General features: G+C 61.0%; 15 protein-coding genes. 8 read left to right on the forward strand and 7 right to left on the reverse strand.

Annotated elements, in window-relative coordinates:
• Positions 1-2 precede the first annotated feature (2 nt).
• Positions 3-680, reverse strand: a complete 678-nt coding sequence (locus tag OSA81_01755; protein MDE0897718.1) for a peptidylprolyl isomerase — start codon at positions 678-680, stop codon at positions 3-5.
• A 146-nt stretch (positions 681-826) separates the two neighbouring features.
• Here OSA81_01755 and OSA81_01760 point away from each other — a divergent pair, with 146 nt between their 5' ends.
• Entirely contained in the window at positions 827-1882 is a 1056-nt protein-coding gene (locus OSA81_01760; protein MDE0897719.1) for a threonine aldolase family protein, read from the forward strand.
• 244 nt (positions 1883-2126) lie between these two features.
• Here the strand turns inward: OSA81_01760 and OSA81_01765 are convergent, their stop codons facing one another.
• On the reverse strand, positions 2127-2408 hold the full coding sequence (locus OSA81_01765; GenBank protein MDE0897720.1) for a hypothetical protein: 282 nt from the start codon (positions 2406-2408) through the stop codon (positions 2127-2129).
• Between the two features lie 293 nt (positions 2409-2701).
• On the opposite strand from OSA81_01765, the gene OSA81_01770 reads away from it, so the two are divergent.
• The 7 genes from OSA81_01770 (at position 2702) to OSA81_01800 (ending at position 10059) form a co-directional block, all read left to right on the forward strand.
• Positions 2702-4642, forward strand: a complete 1941-nt coding sequence (locus OSA81_01770; GenBank protein ID MDE0897721.1) for a S9 family peptidase — start codon at positions 2702-2704, stop codon at positions 4640-4642.
• Positions 4642-5190 carry a peptide-methionine (S)-S-oxide reductase MsrA gene (msrA, locus tag OSA81_01775; GenBank protein MDE0897722.1) on the forward strand — a complete coding sequence of 183 codons (549 nt, stop codon included), beginning with the start codon at positions 4642-4644 and terminating at the stop codon, positions 5188-5190. The genes OSA81_01770 and msrA overlap by 1 nt, the downstream gene beginning before the upstream one ends.
• Positions 5191-5293: 103 nt before the next feature.
• A complete protein-coding gene (locus tag OSA81_01780) occupies positions 5294-5719 on the forward strand; it encodes a hypothetical protein (protein ID MDE0897723.1) in 426 nt (141 codons plus the stop codon).
• 146 nt (positions 5720-5865) lie between these two features.
• Complete coding sequence (locus OSA81_01785; GenBank protein ID MDE0897724.1) at positions 5866-5994, forward strand: hypothetical protein; 129 nt, start codon at positions 5866-5868, stop codon at positions 5992-5994.
• A gap of 11 nt (positions 5995-6005) precedes the next feature.
• Positions 6006-6938, forward strand: coding sequence for an ATP-binding cassette domain-containing protein (locus tag OSA81_01790; protein MDE0897725.1), 933 nt, complete (start codon positions 6006-6008; stop codon positions 6936-6938).
• Entirely contained in the window at positions 6935-9154 is a 2220-nt protein-coding gene (locus tag OSA81_01795; protein MDE0897726.1) for a Gldg family protein, read from the forward strand. Before OSA81_01790 ends, OSA81_01795 begins: the two co-directional genes overlap by 4 nt.
• Positions 9151-10059 (forward strand): DUF4340 domain-containing protein, encoded by a 909-nt coding sequence (locus tag OSA81_01800; protein ID MDE0897727.1) that lies wholly within the window; start codon positions 9151-9153, stop codon positions 10057-10059. Before OSA81_01795 ends, OSA81_01800 begins: the two co-directional genes overlap by 4 nt.
• Before the next feature lie 3 nt (positions 10060-10062).
• Here the strand turns inward: OSA81_01800 and OSA81_01805 are convergent, their stop codons facing one another.
• The 5 genes from OSA81_01805 to OSA81_01825 all read right to left on the reverse strand — a co-directional run bounded on the left by OSA81_01805 (position 10063) and on the right by OSA81_01825 (position 19812).
• Positions 10063-10914, reverse strand: coding sequence for a carbon-nitrogen hydrolase family protein (locus tag OSA81_01805; GenBank protein ID MDE0897728.1), 852 nt, complete (start codon positions 10912-10914; stop codon positions 10063-10065).
• Entirely contained in the window at positions 10911-12470 is a 1560-nt protein-coding gene (locus OSA81_01810; GenBank protein ID MDE0897729.1) for an aldehyde dehydrogenase family protein, read from the reverse strand. Before OSA81_01810 ends, OSA81_01805 begins: the two co-directional genes overlap by 4 nt.
• Positions 12471-12551: 81 nt before the next feature.
• On the reverse strand, positions 12552-16136 hold the full coding sequence (gene dnaE, locus OSA81_01815; protein MDE0897730.1) for a DNA polymerase III subunit alpha: 3585 nt from the start codon (positions 16134-16136) through the stop codon (positions 12552-12554).
• Between the two features lie 547 nt (positions 16137-16683).
• Complete coding sequence (locus tag OSA81_01820) at positions 16684-17691, reverse strand: DUF4837 family protein (GenBank protein MDE0897731.1); 1008 nt, start codon at positions 17689-17691, stop codon at positions 16684-16686.
• Positions 17692-17727: 36 nt separating this feature from the next.
• A complete protein-coding gene (locus OSA81_01825) occupies positions 17728-19812 on the reverse strand; it encodes a M3 family metallopeptidase (GenBank protein ID MDE0897732.1) in 2085 nt (694 codons plus the stop codon).
• Between the last annotated feature and the right edge of the window lie 158 nt (positions 19813-19970).

A 19970-nucleotide genomic window follows, 5' to 3' on the forward strand; every position in this document is an offset into this window, starting at 1 on the left:
AGTCAACTCCCGGGGGTCACTGTAACGCTGATAATCCGTGTCAGCTCGGGGAACTCTTCGTCGAAATACGGATTGCCCCGGGCAGCCGCCATCGCCTGGTACGGGCCTTCGCCACGCGGAGGCCCGTCGCCGTAGGCTGCATAGAACGCGTCGACGACGTCCATGCCCTCGACGACCTCTCCGAACGGGACAAAGCCTTCTCCGTCGAGCTGAGTGTTGTCTTTGTAGTTTATGAACACCTCGCTCGTCCGTGTGTGGAGTCCGCCTTTTGCGAAGGTGACGCTTCCGCGTGTGTTCGATTCCTTGGCTGGGTCGTCGACGAGGTATTCGCTCTTCCACGCCTGATTTACATAGGGATCTCCGTTCAGCCCCCACTGCGCCATGAAATTCTCCAGGACCCGGTAGATACGGACGTCATCGTAGAACCCGCCGTCGGCCAGGTTGTAAAAGCGGTCCGCACCAATGGGAGCCCACGCGCGGTGGACCTGGATCACGACGTTCCCGGCGCTCGTCTCCAATGCGACCCGATACGCGTCAGGAGCCTGCTCGGCGTAGTTACTCGTTCGGAGGAGAGGACTGCGCACCACGGCGGTCGCGTCGTCACCGTCTGACCCGCCACCGCAGCCACTGGCGAGCGCAAGGAGGAGGAGGGCGCATCCTGATGCGAATGATCGTGACATTCCAGCAGCTCCGTAGTGTGCGATGAATTCGAGCCCCATCGTGACCGTCAATGGTGCGCACATCCGGCACCATCTTGCAATTCGGCCGAACGGTCGGGAGTGTACGGCACCTCGGTCGACAGCGAACCATTCATTCTAGCGACTCCATGATCGACCTCAGAAGCGATACCGTCACCAAGCCCTCGCCCTCCATGCGTCAGGCGATGGCCTCCGCTGAGGTCGGAGATGATGTGTACAGTGACGACCCAACAGTGAATGCTCTGGAGGAGCGGGTCGCGGACATGCTTGGTAAGGAGTCAGCCGTGTTTGTGCCGACGGGGAGCATGTCGAACCAGATCGCGATTCGGACCCATACGGAGCCGGGTGATCTCGTCCTGCTCGACAGGCATGCGCACATCGTTCTCAACGAAGGCGGTGGAGCGGCGGCTCTCAGCGGGGTTACGATGAGGCCGCTCGCCGGAGCCGGCGGCGTCTTCACACCGGAAGATGTGGTTCAGGCGCTGGGGCAGGCACATCGGTTCAACCCGCCGACGCTTCCCTCGCCGCCGACGCTTCTGTGTCTCGAGAACACCCACAACTCGGGCGGCGGAACTGTATGGTCACTTGAGCACCTGCACGCGGTGTGCGCGGTGGGTCGTGAGCATGGCCTGACGCTGCACCTCGATGGAGCCCGTCTCTGGCATGCAACCGCAGCTTCCGGAGTATCGGAGAGGGATTACTCGGAGCCCTTCGACACGGTGAACGTCTGCTTCAGCAAGGGCCTCGGAGCGCCTATCGGCTCCGCGCTGGTCGGTCCGAAGCCGGTGATCGAACGAGCTAGGCGTTTTAAGCAGCAGTATGGCGGCGGTATGCGGCAGTCGGGGATCCTCGCGGCCGCCGCCCTGTACGCCCTCGATCACCATCGTGCTGAGCTGTCGCGAGATGTCGAGAACGCCCGCCGATTAGCCGAGAGCCTCGCGGCTTACGATGCGGTCGGCCTGGATACGAGCACGGTCCAGTCGAACATTGTGCGCTTCGAAGTGAAGATGGACTCAGGGGTCTTCGCCACACGGTGTCATGAACGTGGTGTTTACATGCTTCCCAACGGTCAGCATGGCGTGCGTGCGGTTCTTCACCGCGATATCGCGGATGCCGACGTTGCCGCCGCCGTGGACATCATGAGCACGGTTCTCGATGAAGAGCAGGCTAGCCGAGTCGGGTGACCTGTGTTCGACGTCCGGCTGCATGAAATGCCTGGGGCATTCCTCGACCGTGGCGGCGCCTGGCTCGAAGAAGAGGAAGCGCGATATCGCCTAATCCTGAGTCTCGCCCGGGGGCGGGCTGCGGGTCACCCGTCAGCATCGCCGTCGCACAGGTCACCGGACCGGGAGTGTGTGTCGGCTACGTCTACACACCACCGGAGCTCCGTGGGCGTGGTTATGCGAGCCGTCTCGTGGCGTTTCTGAGTCAGAAGATGTTGGATGCTGGCTGTGCGTTATGCGTGTTGTACACGGCCCCCCGAATCCGGGCATAGATACCCTCGTTGAGCAATTTCCCGGTCGACCCGTCCGAAGCCAGCTCGGGGAGTCCGACCAGGATGCGCATCGACAAATGCCTCCGCCGCCCGAGCGTGATCGAGAACGAGGCAGTGCCCAGCAGGATTGCAAGCAAGGGGAGCCCGGGCTGGGTGCCATAGTCTGCTATGAGCACGGTGTCGCAGAAGCTCACGAGGACGAGCACCACCTGCACGATTGCGAGTCCATCATGATCGACAGCGTGGCTCCCGCACCGACCTTCCCCAGAAATTCACGAATGGGTGCAGAAAGAACCACCAGACCATCCCCGGAGCGACCGCAACCACTACGAGAACCCCGACGACGTATCTCGCCTTATCCATGACGCACCTCTTGTGTGGCCTAGGGGCAGGGGTGACGATGTTGCTCCGAACAATAGGCCCCCTGGAGGCTCCTGTGCGCTACCTCTCCGTCACACTCGCCGCGCTCTTACTTTCGTCCCCAGCCCTCGCTCAAGAGCGACGGCCCATGACGACTGACGATGCACTCGACCTCATTCAGGTCGGCGGTGCACTCATGTCTCCCGATGGAGGCTGGGTGCTTTTCTCGAAATCTGAGCTCGACTGGGACGAGAACGAGCGAAATACCACATGGTGGCGTGTCCCGTCGGACGGCAGTGAAGAGCCTTATCGGTATATCGGAGAAGAAGGGGGGAGCGGATTCCAATTCTCACCTGACGGGAAATGGTTGTCCTTTACCCGCTCCGTCGACGAGAAGAACCAGTTGTTCCTCATGCGCACGACGGGTGGAGAGGCGACGAAACTCTCAGACCATGAGACTGCGGTCGGGAGGTACCGTTGGACGGAGCACGGTGCGGCCATCGTGTTTGTCGCGGCACACAAGCGGAGTGACGAGGAAGAGAAGAACAGGAAGGACGGGGACGACGCGATCTTTGTCGACGAGGGCCCCAACGGCCAGACGGTGGGTCAGTGGAATGACCTCTGGCGACTCGACGTCGAGTCGAAGGAAGAGAGTCGTCTGACCGAGGCAGAAAATCGAATCGCATCCTTCTCCGTCTCCCCGAACGGCCGCCGGGTGCTCTACACGGCGAGGGACGAGAATCGCCGAAACCAGAGCAACCTTTCGGAGATCCATCTGCTCGATCTGGACTCTGGTGAGACGCGTCTGTTGACCGACAACCGTTCTCCCGAGGGTGGACTCTCGTGGGCCCCGGACGGGCGCCGCTTCGCATACACGGCGAGGAGCGATGGAGAGTGGGAGTTACTCCTCGACAAGATCTGGATCATGGACGTGGAGTCCGACGCGAAGCGCATCGTTTCTTCGAGCTTCGACGGAAGCATACGTGGTTTTGTGTGGACTTCTGACGGCCGAGAACTCCTGTTCGGCGGCTTGCAGCGGACCAACACGAATCTTTATCGGCTTGATATCGAATCCGGCGAGGTCACGAAGGTGACCGAGGCTGTCGGTTCCCTCGCTCCATCGTCGTATTCGCGAGATCGCATGCGCATGGCGTACGTCGCACAGGATTGGGCTACGCCTGCAGAGGTGTGGGCGGGCCCAACGACAGGGGCGAGCGGCGTTCGGTTGACCGATGCGAACCCCTGGGTTGCTGCCGAGCTGACATTGGGTGAGTCGAAGACGATTCAGTGGGAGAGCTCGGACGGCATGGAGATTGAGGGTATTCTCACGCTTCCCGCAGGACACGAGCGCGGCGAACTCCCGCTTCTGCTGCACATCCACGGGGGCCCAGCGGGCGTGTTCACGAACACGTTTTCTGCTCGGAATCACGTCTGGGCTGGCCTCGGGTACGCACAGCTGTCGCCCAACGTTCGCGGGAGCTCCGGATACACAGATGAGTTGCTCCGCGGCAACATGAATGACATCGGTGGTGGCGACTATTGGGACCTGATGACCGGGGTCGATGAGGTGGTCGAGCAGGGGATCGCAGACCCCGACCAGCTGGGGCTGCGCGGCTGGAGCTACGGTGGCATCCTTGGCGGGTGGACCGTGACCCAGACCGACCGTTTCAAGGGTGCGTCCGTGGGCGCAATGGTGTCCGACTGGACCTCAGAGTATGGCCCTGGCTTCAATCACGACGTGTCGCTCTGGTACATCGGTGGGACCCCGTGGGAGAACCCCGAGGCGTGGCGCGAACGCTCTGCACTGACGCACGTCGCGAACATCACCACCCCCACGCTCATTCTTCACGGAATGAATGATCGGACCGACACCGAAGCCCAGAGCATGATGTTCTTTCAGGCCCTCAAGGATCAAGACAAAGAGACCCGCTACATCCGGTTCCCGCGGGAGCCGCATGGCTTCCGTGAGCCTCGTCACCAGCGGACCCGTGACGTCGAGGAGATCCGATGGATCCAGAAGTACGTCCGGGGGATCGAGTGGGAGCCGTGGGAGCGACCCTCAAAAGACGAACCGAAGGTGATTTCCTGATGCCGGTTGAGAAGGCAACGTTGGCTGGTGGTTGTTTCTGGTGTCTTGAGGCAGTCTTCGAGCTCGTCGACGGCGTTTCCGAAGTGAAATCGGGCTATGCCGGCGGACATGTGCAGAACCCGACCTACAAGCACGTCTGCAGCGGCGAAACCGGGCATACCGAGGTCGTCCAGATCGACTTCGACCCCTCGATCATCGAATACAGTGAGCTACTCGAGATCTTCTTCTCGATCCATGACCCGACGACCCTCAATCGGCAGGGCGGGGACGTGGGCACTCAGTATCGTTCCGCGATCTGCGCGCATTCAGACGAACAGCTCAAGACAGCACAGGCTGTCTTGGCAGCGGTTGACCAGGACGGTCCGTGGGACGATCCGATCGTGACTGAGGTCGCGCCGCTCGATGTGTTTTGGCCGGCAGAGGATTGCCACGACGCGTATTTTCAGCGCAACGGAGGCCAACCGTATTGCTCCGCTGTGATCGCACCTAAGGTCGCGAGATTCCGAGCTCGTTTTGCACACCGAATGGGGAGCGCTACGGCGCCCTAATTTTTTTATGTGCTGGGTGAATGCGTGTTAGCTTTTATGAGGATTTTCCGGGCCGAACAGGTGGCCCATCAAACCAACCTCCATCCCAATAAGAGCCGTAACAATGCCCAAGCCTGACTCGAAGCTGGTGGTGAAGTGGCGACAACTCGCCGAAGACGGATATCTGTACGCCGAGATCTCGCGGATGAACCCTGAATTCTCGGTCGATCAGGTGCGTCACTACTGTCTCGGTCATACTGGCCGCAAGCTGCCTGGACCCATTCAGCGGGTCGACCGCTGGTACGGTTCTAACGTGTGGCTGCGTGGTGAAAACTCCCCCCATGCCGAGCTGAATATCAAGCAGGCACAGAAAATTTTGGACGACTGGGACGAAAAGAACGACAGCTGGAAGCTCTCCGGAGCCGAGTGGGCCCGGAAATTCGGCGTATCCCCCAGCACTATCTATATGCTGCGCCGCGGAGAAACGTGGAAGCACTTGGAGCATCCCAATCAGGGACGGAAACCAAGGAAGCGGAAGAAGCGTTCCTGATCTGATCTGAACCGGTCAAAGGGCCCCGTCGCGCATCGCGTGGCGGGGCCTTTGGTATTCATGCTGAAATGGAAAGTCTCAAGCTGTGGTATCGCTGGGAGGTGTCTTCGAGTGCGTGTTGGTTCTGGAGCAGGTAGTCTGAGTTCATGGGTGAACACGCTCACCTCGAAGAGGTATTGTCTGCGCTCGACGCCGGTGATGTTTCTGTGCTGCGCTCCCTCCTCGACGCGCACCCTGATCTTCCGTCGAACATCGTTGAAGGCAAGAATCGCTGAATGGATACAGAATGATCACAGTTGAAGGCGTGACAAAGCGATACGGCGAGGTCGTCGCAGTGAACGACCTGAGCTTCACAGTAGAGCGGGGCGAAGTGGTCGGGTTCCTCGGGCCGAATGGGGCCGGAAAGTCGACGACCATGAAGATGATCACGGGAACGCTTCAACCTGATGCTGGCTCCGTGCTCTTTGATGGTGTTCCGATATCCGACGACCTCACCGGAGCGAAGCGTCGCGTAGGCTATCTGCCCGAGGCGAATCCGCTTTATGACGAGATGCTCGTGTGTGAGTACCTCGACTATGTCTCCGAGCTTCGCGGTCTGTCACCGGATCAGACGAGGTCCGGCGTCGCGGACGCGGTTGCGGAAACCGACATCGGATCCGTGTTCTATCGCCCGATCGGCGACTGTTCGAAGGGCTATCGCCAAAGAATCGGACTGGCGGGGGCCATCCTGCACAGGCCGGAGGTACTGATTCTTGATGAGCCGACCGAGGGACTCGATCCGAATCAGCGGGTCGAGATCCGACGACTGGTGGGGTCTCTCGGCAGAGAACGGACCGTTCTGCTTAGCACACATGTTATGCAGGAGGTCGAAGCGACGTGCTCGCGGCTCGTGATCCTCCGAGAGGGCGAGCTTGCAGCCGAGGGCACCGTACAGGAGCTAATCGCGAACCGAACGGGCGGGGTACGCTACGTAGTCGAGGCTGCGGGCGATGGTGTCGCACAGTCGCTCTCTAGCCTCCCCGGTGTTTCCAGTCATCGCGCCGAGGCGCTCGAGGGCCGGACACGCGTCGAGCTAACCTGTCGCGAAGCAGGTGAACTGCGCCCGGAGATCTTCACGATGGCGCGTGACCGGGGCTGGACTTTGTGGGAACTCCACAGAGAACAGGCGAGTCTCGAGCAACTCTTCCGAACCCTCACTTCGGTTGAGGAGGGCGCATGATGCACCCTGTCCTCACGGTGGCCCGGCGAGAGCTGCGCGGCTACTTCGATCAGCCCACGGGCTATGTTCTCATAGTCGCGTTCCTGGCGATCTCGCTCTTCCTGGCATTCCGGACGATGTATGCCACGGGGATTGCGTCACTGCGCCCTATCTTCGATCTACTCCCGGTGCTCTTCGCGGTGTTCATTCCGGCCGCTACGATGCGCTCGTTCGCGGAGGAGCGGCGTGGTAAGACGCTCGACTGGCTGATGTCTCAGCCAATCACGGAGGCGGAGGTCGTTCTCGGGAAATTCCTGGGCGACTGGGCGTTTGTACTCCTCGCGCTCGCGGGTACGGTTCCGACAGCCCTCGGTATTCTCTGGGTGTCCGAGGCGGATGCGGGCATCGTGCTAGCGCAGTACATCGGCGCGACCTTGCTCGCTGGCCAGCTCACAGCCGTCGGGGTGTGGGCATCGAGCATCACCCGCAATCAGATCACCGCGTTCATCGTATCCGCCGCAGTCTGCTTTACGCTCTTTCTGATCGGTCTCCCGATTGTTCAGATCGGACTCTCGCCGGCAGTGGGTGGCGGCCTCGCGCAGCTCTCGGTACTCAGCCACTTCGAGAACGTCGCTCGAGGCGTTGTTGACCTGAGAGACGTCCTCTATTTCGTGTCGACAGGCGGACTGTTCGTGATGCTGGCGTGGTCCGCGGTAGGGCGGGAGCGCCTCAGCGCAGAACGGTCAGAGTTCGGCCGCATCCGGGTCGGCGCAGGTGTCGCGATCGCACTGGTCGCCGTGGTAAACCTCGTCGGCGGCAAGATCAGAGGCCGGATCGACCTTACCGAGGATAATCTGTATACGCTGTCCGAGGGGTCCCGGACGTTGCTGAGAGATTTGGACGACATCGTGCAGATCAAGCTGTTCGCTTCTCTGGAACTGCCACCTGAGATCCAGATTCAGCTCCGGGACGTGCGGGATCTGCTAGCGGACATGCGTAGCGCCTCCAACGGTAATCTTCTGGTGACGGATCTCGATCCGAGTCAGGACCAAGACGTGGCCGCGGAGGCGTCGGAGCTGGGGATCTTCCCGGTCGAGTTCAACGTCCTGAGGGACGACAATTTCGAGGTGCGGCAGGGCTACTATGGCTTCGCGATTATCTATGCGGATGAGAATGAGGTGACACCGCTTATTCAGCGAACCGACGACCTCGAATTCCAGATCGCGTCACAGATTTACCGAATGACGACGGTTGAGCGACCCGGCATCTCTTTCGTGAGTGGTTTTGGTGCGAAGTCCGACACCGAAGTGCCGGGGTTGAGCCAGAGCCTCGCCTCTCGCTACGACATCCGGTCCATCGATATCGCGGGGGATTCGCCGCCGCCTATTTCGCTCGATTCGACAGAGGTTCTCGTCATTGCAGGTGCCACGCAGCCGATGGATCCTGCGGCCGTGGGTCGGATCCAGACGTTCATGGATGCCGGGGGCGCGGCCCTCGTATTGGTGGAGCCGATCGTCCTCAATCAGCAGTCGCCCATCGCAATGCCGGCGACTTCCGGGCTCGAGCCAGTCTTGGCAGCCCGAGGAATATCGGTCTCGCCGGGCCTCGTGGCGGACATGGCTTCGAGCGAACGGGTATCCCTGGGCCGGCAGGGGCAGTTCAACGTCGTTTCGCCGTATCCGCTCTGGCCGATCGTGGCCACCGTCGGTGAGCACCCGGTCACGAACGGATTGAACGCGCTTTCGCTGGGTTGGGCCGCGGCGCTGAGCATCGACCCGGGGGTCGAGGGGATCACCTCGCTGTGGCAGACCTCCGAGAACGCGGCGATTCATCCGCCGAATGCCACCATCATTCCTGACCAGGAGTGGCCCTTCACCGAGGAGGCGTACGGCGTATTTTCGGTGGCCGCTGCGGTCGTGCCCGAGGATGGCGCCGGCCGGATGATCGTCGTCGGTGACGCCTCGTTCGCCGAGGCTCAGTACATGCAGGCGAACCCGGGCAACCTGCTCTTTCTTGCCAACGCGATCGACTGGTTGGCGCAGGACGAGGCACTCATCAGCATCCGCTCGAAGAACCGTGTGCCACCGGGGCTCATTTTCGAGTCCGATGGCGTCCAGCGCGTACTGAAGTGGGGAAACCTGTTTGGGGTGCCATTCCTGATCGTGCTCCTCGGGTTCTTGAGGATAACAGGCCGCAGGCGGCGTGCCGAAGCACGCTGGAAGGAGGAGTTCGCATGAGTGAGCGCGCGCTGCAGCAACTCGTTGGAGCTCTCGCGATCGCATCGGGCGTGTGGTTCGTCGCGAGCGTGCTCTCTGGCGGATCGGGCTCGATCGGAGCGTCCGGTAAGATCAGTGGCTTCTTCGACGAAATCGACGATCAGTCCGTCTCCTCTCTGACCATGGAGACCGGGACTGCGACGGTCGAGCTCAGTCATGAGGCCGGGCCTTGGACCGTGAACGGCTTCCGGGCTGATCCCGCTACCATCGCACGACTGACGGCGACATTCCCGAATCTGGAGATCGGCGATCTGACCGCATCCAACCCTGACAACCATGAACGAATGGGTGTCAGCGGAGAACACGCAGTCACGGTCACATTCGGGTTCGGAGGTGAGCAGCGGACGCTGATTGTTGGTGACAACGGCCGGAGCTTCGGGACGAGTTTCGTGAGACTTCCTGGTGCCGATGAGGTCTATCTGCTCCGGGGTGATCTCGGGGCGAATGCCCGGCGAGATGAGTCATCGTGGCGCGACCGGACGATGACAGCCAACGATTCTGCCTCCATCCATCGGATCGTGGTCGAACGAACCGAGGGTGTGTACACGCTGGTGCGCGGCGACTCGGCATGGATGATCGACGGGTCAACGGTCGCTGCGGTGCCGACCGTCACGGGCGTCCTTGGAGAACTGTCGAATCTGGTTGCGACAGGCTTTTTGGCCGAGACGGATTCGATCGCTCAGCTGGGGTCTGTGTCCGTCACCCGTGCGTTCGGCGAAAATGGGGAGATGTTGGCCGAAATCACTGTTGGCTCAGGTGAGGCCGACCGATGGGCTCGGACGAGCAGTGACGCTTACCTGTACCGAATCTCATCGTTCAGGGCGGGGCGTATAGCACCGGCCCACCTCGATCTCATCGGCGGGTAGCGCCTACTCGGCGAGGTGGCTCCAGGCGTCGGAGTACAGCCCGGGGAAGCGGGCCAGGTACCCCGGATAGGCGGACCCGGCCTGCTCGACCACATTGCGTGACAGATCGACGATCGTGACGGTGGCCTGCGTCTCCGCGATCACTGCACCCGAGGGCGAGATCGCAATCGATGGCCCACCGATCGATGCTCCGTGCTCGGGGCGCGGGCGATTCACGGAGATCACATACGTGCCGCTCATCACGGCGTTCGCTTTCAGAACGATCCGCCAACGATCGTAGGAGCCAGGGGGTGTCGCGCGAGGTGCGAACACGACTTCGGCGCCCTGGGCCGCGAGAAGCTGGAAGCCCTGCGGCCGATTCACATCGGAGCAGATCTGGAGCCCCGCACGGAGCGGCAACGAGTCGATCAACTGCGGAGCGGCATCACCCGGCTCGTAGTGGCTCGTCTCCCAATACCCTTCCTCTTCCGGGAGGTGGACCTTCCGGTAGCTGGCCCGTCGTACACCGACGCGGTCGTACACGAACGCGGTGTTGTAACGTGTGCAGGTCTCTTCGTCACGAACGATTGCGCCACCAACCAGCGCGACACCGGATGCGGCCGCATCCTCAGACATGCGTTGCTGCCTCGGACCGTCGATCGACTCGGCGTCTTCCTCTCTCGAAACCTTCGAGTAGGGTGCCCACTCATTGAGCGGTAGCTCTGGGAGCACTGCCAGGTCAGCACCACCGTCGCGCGCACGGTGAAGCACATTGGTCAGGTGAGCAGCGTCAGGGTCGCCGAAAAAGACCTCTGAGATGAGTGCGATACGCATGTCCACGTCGGAGAGGCTCGCCGCCGCGACCACGTCGGTCATCCGAAGGAAACACCCTGTGCCAGCGGGAGTGATGTGCTCCAGTTCACTGTGTTTGTCTGCCGACGCATGTAGGCTTTCCACGCGTCAGATCCGGACTCTCGACCGCCACCCGTCTCCTTCTCGCCACCGAACGCACCGCCGATTTCTGCGCCCGAGGTTCCGATGTTCACATTTGCGATACCACAGTCGCTCCCGCGGTGCGAGAGGAAGTACTCGGCCTCACGGAAGTTGTCCGTGAAGACGGAGGACGAGAGTCCCTGCGGCACATCGTTGTGGATCGCGAGCGCCTCATCCATCTCGGCAACCGCCTCGGCGGGAGACGCGTCGGCACTCCCGTATTCCAGAATGTAAAGAATGGGCGCGAACGTTTCGTTCTGCACGATCTCGAAGCTGTTGTGGGCTGCGGCGATGCACGGGGTGACGTAGAGACCACCGGGGTAGTCTTCACCTTCGAGGACCTCTCCTCCGTAGAGGACTTCGCCACCCTCCGCGACGACCTTGTCGCGGGCCGCCATCATTGCGTCGACCGTTGGTTGGTTGAGGATCGGGCCCATGAGCGTGTCGTCGTCGAGTGGATTCCCGATCTTTACGTCTTTGTAGGCGCTCACGAGACGGCTCACCAGTTCATCCCGAATCGATCGGTGCACAATGATTCGACGCGTACTGGTACAACGCTGACCGGCCGTGCCGACCGACCCGAAGAGAATCCCGGGGAGTGCCAGGTCCAGATTGGCATGCGGCGTGACGACGATGGCGTTGTTGCCACCGAGCTCGAGGATCGAGCGTCCGAGGCGGCTACCCACGACCTCACCGACCCGCTTGCCCATCCGGCATGAGCCGGTCGCAGACACCAGAGGCACCCGACGGTCGTGGAGCATGCGTTCACCGATCGTGGCGCCTTGTCCCGTGATCAGAGAGAAGATCGCCGGGTCCACGCCGTTTTCGGCGCACACCTCGGCTGCAATCTTCGTCACCGCGATCGCCGTAAGGGGGGTGCGTTCTGACGGCTTCCAGAGCGTCGCATCTCCGCAGACCGCCGCGAGCGCCGCATTCCAGCTCCACACCGCGACGGGGAAGTTGAAGGCGCTGATCACGCCAACGACGCCCAGGGGGTGCCACTGCTCACGCATGTGGTGATCCTCGCGCTCGCTGGCGAGCGTGAGGCCGTACAGCTGGCGCGAAAGGCCGACCGCGAAGTCGCAGATGTCGATCATCTCCTGGACCTCACCCTGACCCTCCGCCTTGATCTTGCCCATCTCAAGGGTCACGAGCGCACCCAGTGCTTCCTTCTTCTCTCGCAGTTTGTTGCCGAGCTGACGCACGACCTCTCCGCGCTTAGGAGCCGGAACCTTCCTCCACTCCAGGAATGCGGCCTGGGCACAGTCGACGATCTCGTCGTACTCGGAGTCCGTCACTTCGCGAACGCTGGCGATTCGACTTCCGTCGATGGGCGTGTGGACGTCGATCGATGGACCGGAACCGACCCATTCGCCGGCGAAGCCACCGAGGTTGTGGTCGTCGATGCCGAGGGCGCTGAGAATCTGTTCAGTCGTCATGCTTGGCGGGGCTTGAGGCCTTGAACCGGGCTAGATGAGAAGTTTCTCAACGGCACCGAGTCAGGGGAAGGGCACCGCCGGCTACCCGTCGTCCGCGTTCTTCTTGAAGCGAGCCCGACGGTCTGACGCGCTCGTATCGATCTGCGGAATGATGGCACGGATCAATCGCACCCGGCCGAGTCCAAAGACCTCTTTTAACGCGCCCACCGTCTCCGCATCAGGTGTGGCCTTCAGTGATTTCGAACGAAGACGCGGCGCTGCCTCATCGTTGTCTTGGCCAAGCTGGAGCCAGACCGGTGAAGCTCCGGGGTGGTCGACCAGTACCTGCCGAGCGACCTCGAAGTCGTCGTCCGTAACCTTGGACTCGACGTCGAGTTCGATCTGTATCGCCAGTTCGCCGGCATCTGCGACGTCGTCGAGCAGACGGACTGCCTCGAGGAATATGGGTCGATCCTCATCATCACCCTCCCGGTCGCTGACTCGGCCGGCAATCAGGAGAATCGCATCAGCCTGGAAAAGCTCCTTGCAGCTCTCCCACTTGTCGCCGAACGCCAGAATCATCGCGGTACCGGTGAAGTCCTCGACGACAATCTTGCCCCACTCTTTGTTGCTCTGCTTCGAGATCTGCCGGGACACGGACGTGACCACGCACGGAAGCTCAACGAGCTGGCCGGGCCGATCTATGAGTGAGGCCGAAGACACAGGCTCGAACGCGCGAACGATCTCACTGTAACGATCGAGTGGGTGTCCGGAGATGAAGAAGCCGAGCGCCGCCTTCTCGCGTTTGAGGCGATCCTGCTCGGGCCACTCCGGGAGATTGGGCAGCGAAGGGGCGGATCGGGGCATGCCAGAGGCCTCACCGAACAGGGAGGCCTGACCAGCCTCTTGCTCCGCCTGACGTGCCTGGACTTCGCCATAGGCGCTGTCGAGGCCGCCGAGCAGCTGTGCCCGATGGCCGAAGTCGTCGAGGGCGCCCGCTGCAATGAGCGCTTCGCAGGCGCGCTTGTTCAGCGCCCGAATATCGATGCGCTCCAGAAAGTCGAAGAGCGACGTGAATCGCCCGTTCGCCCTCGCCTCGAGCACAGAGAGCGCTGCCCCGTGGCCGACGCCTTTTACCGCGCCGAGCCCGAAACGGATCTTGTCCGCCTGCGTCACAGCGAACTTCCAGCCCGACTCGTTTACGTCGGGCGGAAGGACCTCAATGGGCTCTTCCAGTTTTGGCAGATACCGGGGAAGGTCGCGACACGCGCCGATGTACTTCACCACGCTGTCGGTCGTTCCGAGTACGGAGGAAAGCAGCGCGGCCATGTATTGAGCCGGGTAATGTGCTTTCAGCCATGCCGTTTGATAGGACACGAGGGAGTACGCCGCCGAGTGGCTCCGGTTGAAACCGTAGCGACCGAACGTCTCGATCTGGTCAGCCAGATCCGTGGCGATCTTCCTGTCGACACCCCTCTCGACGGATCTTGCGACGAATTTTCCGAGCTCTTTTTTGATCAACGCAGAGATCTTTTTGCCAACCGCTTTTCGCAATACGTCCGCTTCGCCAAGCGTGAACCCGGCGAGCTCTGACGCGATCCGCATCACCTGCTCCTGATACACGATGACGCCGTACGTCGGCTCGAGGACCTTCTGGAGGCTCGGGTGAGGGAATGACACCTCCTCCTTTCCGAGCTTCCGACTGATGAAGACGTCGGTCATGCCCGAGTCGAGCGGCCCGGGTCGAATCAGTGCGTTCGTAGCGACGAGATCCTCGAAGCGATCGCAACGCATCGCTCTGAGTTTGTCGTTCGCGAGGTTCGACTCGAACTGAAAAATGCCCGATGTGCCGCCGCGGGCGATCATCTGGTAGACCGCCGGGTCATCCAAGGGTAGGTCATCAATCGTGCCGTACTCTTCGCTGGTCTCCGGATTCGCCAGCTTCCCGTAGCGCTCCTTCACCAAGTTCACCGCGTCGTGAATCACGGTGAGTGTCTTGAGCCCAAGGAAGTCCATCTTGAGCATGCCCGCGTCTTCCAGCGCGTTCATGTCGTACTGCGTGACGACCATCGCGTCGTCATCGCCGGAGTTCTTTCCGCCCTGGACGCTGACCGGCACGTAGTCGTCGATCGGGCCCGGGGCAATTACGACGCCGGCGGCATGCACGGAGGAGTGACGAGCTAGCCCCTCGAGTGTGATCGAATAGTCGAAGAGCTGCTTGTGACGGTCGTCCTGATTATAGAGCGCCTTCACTTCTTTAAGCTTGTCGACCGCTTCCTGCACCGTGAATGCCTGACCCGGAGCGTTCGGAATCAGCTTTGCGATCTTGTCGGTCTCGAAGGGTGCAAACTTCAATGCGCGCCCCACGTCCTTGATGACCGCACGGCTCTTCATGGTCCCGAACGTGATGATCTGGCCGACTGCGTCCGTTCCGTACTTCTGGCGGGTGTACTCGATGACCTCGCCGCGTCGCTCATAGCAGAAGTCGATGTCGATATCCGGCATCGAAATCCGCTCTGGGTTCAAGAACCGCTCGAAGAGCAGATCGAAGGCGAGCGGATCGAGGTTCGTGATGCCGAGCGCATAAGCGACGAGAGAGCCCGCTGCCGAGCCACGGCCCGGCCCAACGGGGATATCGTTTTCTCTCGCCCAGCGGATGAAATCCTGAGTGATCAGAAAGTATCCGGCATATCCCGTGCCCTTGATGACCTCCATCTCATAGTCGAAGCGTTCCTGTGCTTCCTGAGGCAGGGGATCGCCGTAGCGCTCCTTGGCCCCTTCCATGGAGAGGTATTCGAGGAAGTCGTTCTCGTCCGAGTGCTCTGCGGGGAGCGGGAACTCCGGGAGGAAGTATTTTTTTTCGAACACGAGATCGACTTCGTCGGCGATCTTCAGCGTGTTCTCGACTATGTCCGGACGATCGGGGAAGCGCGCGACCATCTCTTCGGAACTCTTGAAGTAGAGTCCGTCGTCGTAGTGCATGCGGTTCGGGTCGTCGCGATCCTTCCCGAGTCCGATGCAGAGCAGGACGTCATGTGCGTCGTGATCACCCGGCATGAGGAAGTGTGAGTCGTTCGTGAGCACGACGGGCAGGTCGAGCTCCGAGCCGAGCTTGAAGATCTGCTCATTTAGAGCAGCTTGCCCAGGAGAGTCATGTGCCTGGACCTCGAGGTAGTACCGACCGTCGAAGAGGTTCGCGTACCACTCAGCAGCTTCTTTTGCGCCGGCCCAGTTGTCCACTTGGAGATGTCGAGCGACTTCTCCAGCCATGCACGCCGACGAAACGATGATTCCTTCGCTGTACTGTGCGAGGGCCTCGCGATCGACGCGCGGTTTGTGATAGAAGCCCTCCGTGTATCCCAGCGAGGAGAGCTTGATCAGGTTCTTATAGCCCTGCATGTCGCGGGCGAGAAGAACCAGGTGGTAGTAGGCGCGATCCCCCTGGCCTGATCGTGACCGGTCTCGTCGGTCGCCGGGCGCGACGTAGGCCTCCATGCCGATAATCGGCTTGAGTCCCTCTTTTGTCGCCTGCTTGTGAAAATCCCAAGCACCAAACATGCAGCCGTGGTCTGTGAGAGCCAGGCCCGGCATCTCATGTTCCTTGGCTTTTCTGACCAGATCCCCGATGCGATTGGCGCCGTCGAGGAGGGAGTACTCAGAGTGTGTGTGGAGGTGAACGAAGCTCACTGCGAGTACGGTCGGTTGGGGGTAGGAGAGGCAACGGATGAGCAACGTAACAAGGGCCGCAAGGCGCGCCAGTCAGCGTGATCCTTGTGCTCCACGGGTGTGTAGACGCCTCTATGGCTTGGACCGTCACACGCCGGAGATTTGCTTGCACGCGTTCATCCATGCACTTCCCCTCATATTGTTCGCTGGTGTGACTTCGGCGACTGCGTTGGCAGGGCAATACACGTTACCGCTGGTGAGTACGGACCCGATCGACTTGTCCGCATTCGATCTGTCGGGTCGGATCAGATTAGACGAGGCCACATTTCCGTCGACACCTTGTCACGTGGCCTGCCTTCGTCGGACTCGCGTACCACGAGTACCGAACCATGCGCAAGATTCTTGACTGAAAGTGACCGCCAAGAGGGACTCTTACTACGGGACCGTGGTCCGCAGAGGCACCACGACCTCGCCCCAGTAAAAGCGAAGTGTCATTTCGTAGGGGCCACAGCGCGAGCGCACCCGGCTCTCCCTGAATCCCGGCCCCGGGCCCGGATGGTTCCCAGCCCTATGCAGAGCACCGGAACGAGTCGAGCAGCGTCTCAAGCTGAATCATGTATTCGTACTTTTCCTTGCCCGGCGCATAGAGCCACGCATCGAGGATGTACGTGCGGTCCTGACGGTCACACGTCACACTTCGTGTGATCAGAAGCCCGCCTGCCGGCCACGGACGCTCGGGTGTGTTCTTCCACTGAGCCTGCAGCTCGAACCCCGGTGCGCCATCTACGGAGATCTCATGCTCTGCAGCCCCTTCGAGGACGAGCATCTGTGGCTCGCTGTAGAGACCTACGACCTCCTCACGCCAGGCCAGTAAAGACTCTCGGTCGAGCAGTCCCGGGGCCGGGGTGCGCCAGGTAACTGCGATCTGGCGAATCAGTTCCGATGGATGGGGCTGATCATTTCGGAAGATGTACGTGGAGTCGATCACTTCCCACCGATAGACGTCGGGAAGGAGCATCGTAAATCCTGCCTGAATCGACAGGGTATCAGAGAGAGCGCTGTCGCGCCCCGACATGTACATGCGATTCCGCGCGTAGTACCTGTACTGCTCATCGAGCAGGCGATTGACCTCGTTCAGATAAGGCGCAAGATCCTCTGCCCCCCATCCGTCGCCGAGGAGGATCAGCGTTACCGTCTGCCCATTGGACCACACGTTGTAAACCTGATGCAGGCCATTCTCGGTAATGAGCTTGGAGGCCGAATCGAGAACGTCCTGCACCCAGAAATCTTCTCGGGTCCCGACCACGAGCGGCTGCCGGAAGCGGCGCAGTCGATCCCAGAACTCAGCTCCTGGCTCTTGGTACGTGACCGTGAAGGCCTTCTCGGTCAGGACGGTCGAGATCGTCGACTCGAGGGCGTCGTATACGTCCTCGCCGACAATGTCCCACTGCTCAGCCGACATGACGGCGATGATGCTGTTCACGTCTCCGTATGCGAGCGGCCGCTCGTTGCACGCCGTGATGAGCCCCATGGAACTCAGGAGTGCTGCTACCAGGAGTCGCTTCGTCGAGATCATACGGCCGTCTTTCCGGTGTTCGTGGTTCACTGCTGACTATACGCTCGCGAGTGGTCCTAGATTGCGTTCGAGTAACGCACCGGCGTCGGGCTCACGGCCCATGAATTCCAGGAAAAGGTCGTCCGGATCAGCTGAGTCGCCGCGTGAGAGGATGGTCTGCACGTAGGAACGTCCAGTCTCCCGGTTGAATATGCCCTCCGCGCGAAAGCGCGTGAATGCGTCTGCGTCGAGCACTTCTGACCACAGATAGCTGTAGTAGCCAGCCGCGTATCCACCGGCGAAGAGATGGGAGAAGGAGGTCAGAATGTGGAGATTCGCGAAGTGTGGATCGGGTGCGAACTGCGCGAAGTTCTCCTGTCCAAACACCATCGTCTCTTCGCCCTGACGCGCGTCGACTGATGCGTCCGGATCCTCTCCGGCCTCGGTGCGAAGGGCCGGTGCCAGTTCTTGATGCAGGGCGAGATCCACGGTCCCCAGAGATAGCTGACGCATTTGCGCCCACCCGCCCAGGAAACGTCGTGCGGCCACCATCCGCTCGAACAAGTCGTCGGGAAAGGCCTCGTCGGTCTCGTAGTGGCGGGCAAAGAGGTCGAGGGCCTCACGCTCCCATGTCCAGTTCTCCATCAACTGACTCGGAAGTTCGACCCAGTCCCATGCGACATGAATTCCGGCTCGTGAAGGAATTTCAACCCGTGAAGTACAGTGGTGGAGGAGGTGGCCAAACTCGTGAAACATGGTTTGGACCTCCCGGTGTGTGAGAAGCGCTTCGGCGTCGCCCTCAGGGGGTGTGAAATTGCCACACATGACCCCGAGGTGAGGCGCGAACCCTTCGGGTCGAGGGCCACCTGTCACAAAATTGTTCATCCACGCACCGGGCCGCTTCTCTTTGCGGGGGAACCAGTCCGTATAGAAGGCGCCAACCATGACATCGGCGTCGTCGAAGATCTCGTAAAATCGGACCTCCTCGTGCCATAACTCCTTGATCACAGCTTCGACGATTCGGAAGCCGAAGGTGCGATGGGCGATTTCGAACATGCCGTCGAGGACGCGGCCAAGCGGAAAGTACGGGCGCATCGACTCATCGTCGATGTCGTATCTGCTCCTTCGGAGGTCCTCCGACACGAATGAGACGTCCCACGGCTGGAGCTCGTCGATGCCGAGTGTCGCGGCATGGGCCCTCAGATCATCGACGTCGCGAGCCCAGTAGGGGCGGGTCCGTTCGACGAGGTCTCGTTCAAACTCGATCGCTCGTGTCCCTGATCCGGCCATGCGGTCCGCGAGATTGAAATCTGGGAAGCCATCGTACCCGAGGATACTGGCAATTTCGTCGCGGAGTCGAAGAATTTTTGCCATGAGTGGGCGATTGTCGAACTCGCCGTCACGACAGCGCGTGGTATAGGCGATCAGGATCTCCTGACGGAGCTCTCGGTCAACGCAGTGCTTGAAAATGGGCTCGACGGAAGGGTATTCGAGCGTCAGCAGCCAGCCGTCCTCTTCCTTCTCTTTCGCCTTTACGCGGAAGCGTCGCTTCGCCGCATCGGGTACGCCGCCAAGTCGCGACTCGTCGGTAATGAGTAGATCGAATGCGCCGGTGGCATCCAGTACGTTCTCGCTGAACTTTTGCTGCAGCTGGGCTAGGTCTACCTGGAGCGACTGCAGGTGAGTCTTGGTGTCTGCGGGCAGGTCCGCTCCGGCTCGCTCGAAGTCGCGCACCGTCTTATCGAGATGCCGCCGACGGATGCCCTTGAGTGCCTGGGCCTCGTCGGTCGCGGCGTAGGCCTTGATGCGACGCCAAATACCCCGGTCGAGTGGAATGCTGGACCAGAACGTCGACATCTTCGGAAGGACTGCGTTGTACGCGTCGCGGAGTTCTGGTGACTCGTTGACCCCCACCAGATGCCCGACAGGTCCAACCACTTCGGATAGCTGCTCAAGGGCTCGATCTAGTCGCTCAATGGTCGATGACCAGGTCGGCTCTGTGTCGTCGGCTGTCATTGCCTCGACCTCCGACTGGGCCGTCGCCAGCGCGTTGTTGATTCCCGGTTCGACGTGTTCAGCCAGAATCCGATGAAAGGGGATTCGGAAGTCGCCGGAAAGGAGCGGATTTTGTACCGGTGTCATGTGGCGTGGAGCTGTAGTTGGTCCAGGGACGGGAAAGGTATGCGGCCCCCGGACGCCATCAATCCCAGTGGGGTATGAAAATGCTCGACAGGGTCCGGGAGCAGATGGTAGCGTTCCGCATCTGGTGCGGCACGCTCCAGAGCGAACTTCGTACGCCT

This window comes from Longimicrobiales bacterium (genome assembly GCA_028823235.1).
Classification (GTDB): Bacteria; Gemmatimonadota; Gemmatimonadetes; order Longimicrobiales; family Gaopeijiaceae; genus UBA2589.

What these genes read in the sequence shown, in the direction of transcription:
- msrA (MDE0897722.1), top strand. Translation starts at nt 4,642, where the DNA reads ATGCCGGTTGAGAAGGCAACGTTGGCTGGTGGTTGTTTCTGGTGTCTT.
- OSA81_01785 (MDE0897724.1), top strand. Translation starts at nt 5,866, where the DNA reads ATGGGTGAACACGCTCACCTCGAAGAGGTATTGTCTGCGCTCGACGCC.
- OSA81_01800 (MDE0897727.1), top strand. Translation starts at nt 9,151, where the DNA reads ATGAGTGAGCGCGCGCTGCAGCAACTCGTTGGAGCTCTCGCGATCGCA.
- OSA81_01805 (MDE0897728.1), bottom strand. Translation starts at nt 10,914, where the DNA reads ATGACCGACGTGGTCGCGGCGGCGAGCCTCTCCGACGTGGACATGCGT.
- OSA81_01790 (MDE0897725.1), top strand. Translation starts at nt 6,006, where the DNA reads ATGATCACAGTTGAAGGCGTGACAAAGCGATACGGCGAGGTCGTCGCA.
- OSA81_01820 (MDE0897731.1), bottom strand. Translation starts at nt 17,691, where the DNA reads ATGATCTCGACGAAGCGACTCCTGGTAGCAGCACTCCTGAGTTCCATG.
- OSA81_01825 (MDE0897732.1), bottom strand. Translation starts at nt 19,812, where the DNA reads ATGACACCGGTACAAAATCCGCTCCTTTCCGGCGACTTCCGAATCCCC.
- OSA81_01755 (MDE0897718.1), bottom strand. Translation starts at nt 680, where the DNA reads ATGTCACGATCATTCGCATCAGGATGCGCCCTCCTCCTCCTTGCGCTC.
- OSA81_01770 (MDE0897721.1), top strand. Translation starts at nt 2,702, where the DNA reads ATGACGACTGACGATGCACTCGACCTCATTCAGGTCGGCGGTGCACTC.
- OSA81_01760 (MDE0897719.1), top strand. Translation starts at nt 827, where the DNA reads ATGATCGACCTCAGAAGCGATACCGTCACCAAGCCCTCGCCCTCCATG.
- OSA81_01780 (MDE0897723.1), top strand. Translation starts at nt 5,294, where the DNA reads ATGCCCAAGCCTGACTCGAAGCTGGTGGTGAAGTGGCGACAACTCGCC.
- OSA81_01795 (MDE0897726.1), top strand. Translation starts at nt 6,935, where the DNA reads ATGATGCACCCTGTCCTCACGGTGGCCCGGCGAGAGCTGCGCGGCTAC.
- OSA81_01810 (MDE0897729.1), bottom strand. Translation starts at nt 12,470, where the DNA reads ATGACGACTGAACAGATTCTCAGCGCCCTCGGCATCGACGACCACAAC.